This window comes from Streptomyces sp. NPDC050636, from assembly GCF_040654775.1.
Taxonomy (GTDB): Bacteria; Actinomycetota; Actinomycetes; order Streptomycetales; family Streptomycetaceae; genus Streptomyces.
Genome location: NZ_JBFAIP010000241.1, coordinates 1 through 2,312, shown reverse-complemented (window position 1 = coordinate 2,312; position 2,312 = coordinate 1). Strand labels below are relative to the sequence as shown.

At 65.9% G+C, this 2,312-nt stretch carries 3 protein-coding genes; 1 reads left to right on the top strand and 2 read right to left on the bottom strand.

Annotation, left to right across the window (positions count from 1 at the left end):
• Positions 1 to 21: 21 nt before the first annotated feature.
• Positions 22 to 249 (bottom strand): hypothetical protein, encoded by a 228-nt coding sequence (locus AB0I10_RS40960; RefSeq protein WP_363157825.1) that lies wholly within the window; start codon positions 247 to 249, stop codon positions 22 to 24.
• Positions 250 to 871: 622 nt separating this feature from the next.
• Between AB0I10_RS40960 and AB0I10_RS40955 the strand changes: the two genes are divergently transcribed.
• Entirely contained in the window at positions 872 to 1,411 is a 540-nt protein-coding gene (locus AB0I10_RS40955) for a hypothetical protein (RefSeq protein ID WP_363157824.1), read from the top strand.
• Positions 1,412 to 1,512: 101 nt separating this feature from the next.
• On the opposite strand, the gene AB0I10_RS40950 is transcribed toward AB0I10_RS40955, so the two are convergent.
• Complete coding sequence (locus AB0I10_RS40950; protein ID WP_363157826.1) at positions 1,513 to 2,160, bottom strand: methyltransferase domain-containing protein; 648 nt, start codon at positions 2,158 to 2,160, stop codon at positions 1,513 to 1,515.
• Positions 2,161 to 2,312 lie beyond the last annotated feature (152 nt).

Genomic DNA, 2,312 nt, shown 5'->3' with positions numbered 1-2,312 from the left:
CTCGTGGGGCCCGTGGGGGTGTTAGCCCGCAGCCTCGCCGACGGCCACCTCCCCCTGGTACGGGCGGGCGGACTGAAGCGGCCAGGTGTGCTTCGGCTGCCGGTCGCTGTCGCGCGCCACGCCCGTCTGGGTGCCGAACCAAGGGCCCTGCGGCAGGTTCTTGGCGAACTCCGCCACCTTGTCCGCCGAGGACTTCTCCTCGGCCTGCTTCCACGTCAGTTCGACGTCGATCCTGGCTTCTTGTGCCATGGGACAGCTACCGCCTCTGCGTAGGTGTCGTTCACGGGCCTGCCCCAGCCCATCCCTGATCACGTGCGAGCGGGCGGGTGGGCAGTGCACGGGATTTGTCACAACTCCCGGCAGGGGACGGGGTCCGCCACCTGCCGTTACAGTTACAAACTGTAACACTGCAATTACTCAGTGTGTAGTGCAGAAGTGACCCGCCTCGCCGATTGGCTGTCCTTCGGCGGTCAGTCGGCGACTGATCCCATCGAGGAGCTACCGCAACGGCTCGCCGCCCCTCACGGAACACAGAGATCGTTTGCGAACGGGGGCATCCAACTCACTTCTCACCCCGGCGAGTCCGCGCGCTCGGCCGATCAACTCGGAATCCGCCCCGAAGAAACCGAACGTCTGTGCCGCTTCCTGTGAAGTGCCCCCGCACGGCAACGCGTCGTGACCTAAAGGGGCATGGGGGTGAGGCAGAATGGCCGCGTCCGGCAACTGAGACTCTTCCGGAAGGTCAGCCCCCGCTGCCGCTGCTGCCGTCTCGGGTCGTGGTCTACTTCGTCCTCGTGCTGGCCCTGTTCTAGGACTGTTCCTATCGGGGCTGCGACTCGTGGTCCTGGTCGAGTGTGGCACCCGTGCCGTGTTGGCCGCCACGTTCGGCCCCGAGAGTGACGGCGAACTCACCTACGCAGGCTGCCTGTTGAGTGTGCTGGATGGCGCGATGCTCCTGCTGGCCGATGCCGGCTTCGATGCGAACGTGTTCGCCCGGGACGTCCAGGCTACCGGCGCCCAGTTCCTGGTGCGCTCCTCCGCCCGCCGGATACCCACCCCCTTCCGGCACCTGGGCGACGGCTCCTACCTGGCCCGGATCGGCTATGGCGTGCTGCCCGTCCTGCAAACCACCACCGCCGACACCGTCACCACCGCGACCGGAATCCTGCCCCCGGCGGGACCCGTCGAGCTCGACGGCACCATCGGCCGGGCCGTCCGTCCTCGACGCCCTGCGCCCCGCCCGCCACAGGCACCGGCACCGGCACCGCTTCAAGGCTCACACCCCCAAGAACCCCACCAGCAAGTACGGACCGAACGTCGGACACCCCCCGCCACGAACAGTCAGAACTACGCCGTCCACGCCACCGTCACGTTCTTCGAACACGGACTCTCGAACCGCTCACGGACTTAAACGCAATGGTGTTGACGCCTGGAGCCTGACGGATTCCCGTCCGGCAGGTTGGATGTGCTCATGCATTCATGCGCTCATGTGTTCGATCAAGCGGCCCCTGTCTAGGCTTTACGGGCGAGCAGTTGAATCTCCTGGAACTGCCGTCGGTCGGTGGGCTGAGGCTCGCGAACCATCCGGGCTACCTCGGTCAACCCGGACTTGCGCAGCATCGCGGCGAGGTGGTCAGGCCACCAGCGATAGGCGAGCGCGACTGTGTGATCGAAGGCCTGCGTCGGGTGAGACGGATCGTCGCTTGCCGAAAAGCCGACCAGAAGGTGGCCGCCAGGTGCCAGCACGCGGTGGAACTCCGCCAGGATGACGGGGAGTTCTTGCGGCGGAGTGTGGATGATGGACCAACGTGAGAGTACGCCGCCCAGCACGCCGTCAGCGATGTTCAACGCGGCCATCGAGCCCACGTCGAATCGCAGGCCCGGATAGGCCTGTCGAGCCAACTTGATCATCGCAGGAGAGGCATCAACACCAAACGCCGCCAGCCCCAACTCGTCCAGATAGGCGGTGATATGGCCAGGCCCACACCCAAGGTCCGCGACCTGACCGTCCCCACTCGCACTTACGACCTCGGCGAAGGCACCCAAGATCGCGCGGTCCAGGGGACTGTCATGCAGCGTGTCGCGGAACAGCTGCGCATAGGTGGGGGCAACAGCGTCGTAGGCCTCGCGGGTGGAGCTGAGGGCATCGTGTTCGACCATGCTCACGACAGTAGTTCCTGGCGCTGAGGCGAGCCGAGAGAATCATGATCCTCCCTCCCGCCTGAACTCACGTGGGCGTGCTGTGCTGCGGCGGACATGGGGACACTGGCCTGGGATACTGGCGTTGGCGCAGCTCATCCCGACTCAGGAGT

What these genes read in the sequence shown, in the direction of transcription:
- AB0I10_RS40960 (WP_363157825.1), bottom strand. Translation starts at nt 249, where the DNA reads ATGGCACAAGAAGCCAGGATCGACGTCGAACTGACGTGGAAGCAGGCC.
- AB0I10_RS40950 (WP_363157826.1), bottom strand. Translation starts at nt 2,160, where the DNA reads ATGGTCGAACACGATGCCCTCAGCTCCACCCGCGAGGCCTACGACGCT.